The following is a 412-nucleotide window of genomic DNA, read 5'->3' on the forward strand; positions in this document are numbered from 1 at the left end:
GCTATTAATTGTCATACTATTGGAGGTTTCTTTGGGGTTAACGGTAAAAAACTTCAAAGACAGTATAAAAAACATCTCAGCTCATTTAGCACTTGGGAACCCAAAGAACACGCTCATCAATGGATTATATACCCCAATAACATGGGAACTCATTTATCTATCGATGAAGTAGCCTTGTCTCAAGGGGAGCTTTACACTATTGTCACCAATAAAAAAGCTAAAGGTAAAAAAGGCTCACTAGTTGCTATTGTTGCTGGAACCAAGACAGAGCTAGTCATTGAAAAAGTAAGCAAAATAGATTTAAAAAAAAGACAAGCTGTTACTGAAATTACCTTAGACATGGCTAGTTCCATGAAGTTAATAGCCAAAAAATGTTTTCCAAAAGCCGTACAAGTAACAGATCGTTTCCATG

Annotated in this window: 1 protein-coding gene; it reads left to right on the top strand. The window is 35.9% G+C overall.

Translation table 11 applies throughout. The features are described 5' to 3' along the window. Positions 1–3: 3 nt before the first annotated feature. The coding region (locus tag K5R64_RS07430) for a transposase (protein ID WP_220762316.1) at positions 4–412 on the top strand (409 nt) is incomplete at its 3' end.

It is taken from the genome of Flavobacterium sp. UMI-01 (assembly GCF_019656315.1).
Lineage (GTDB): Bacteria > Bacteroidota > Bacteroidia > Flavobacteriales > Flavobacteriaceae > Flavobacterium.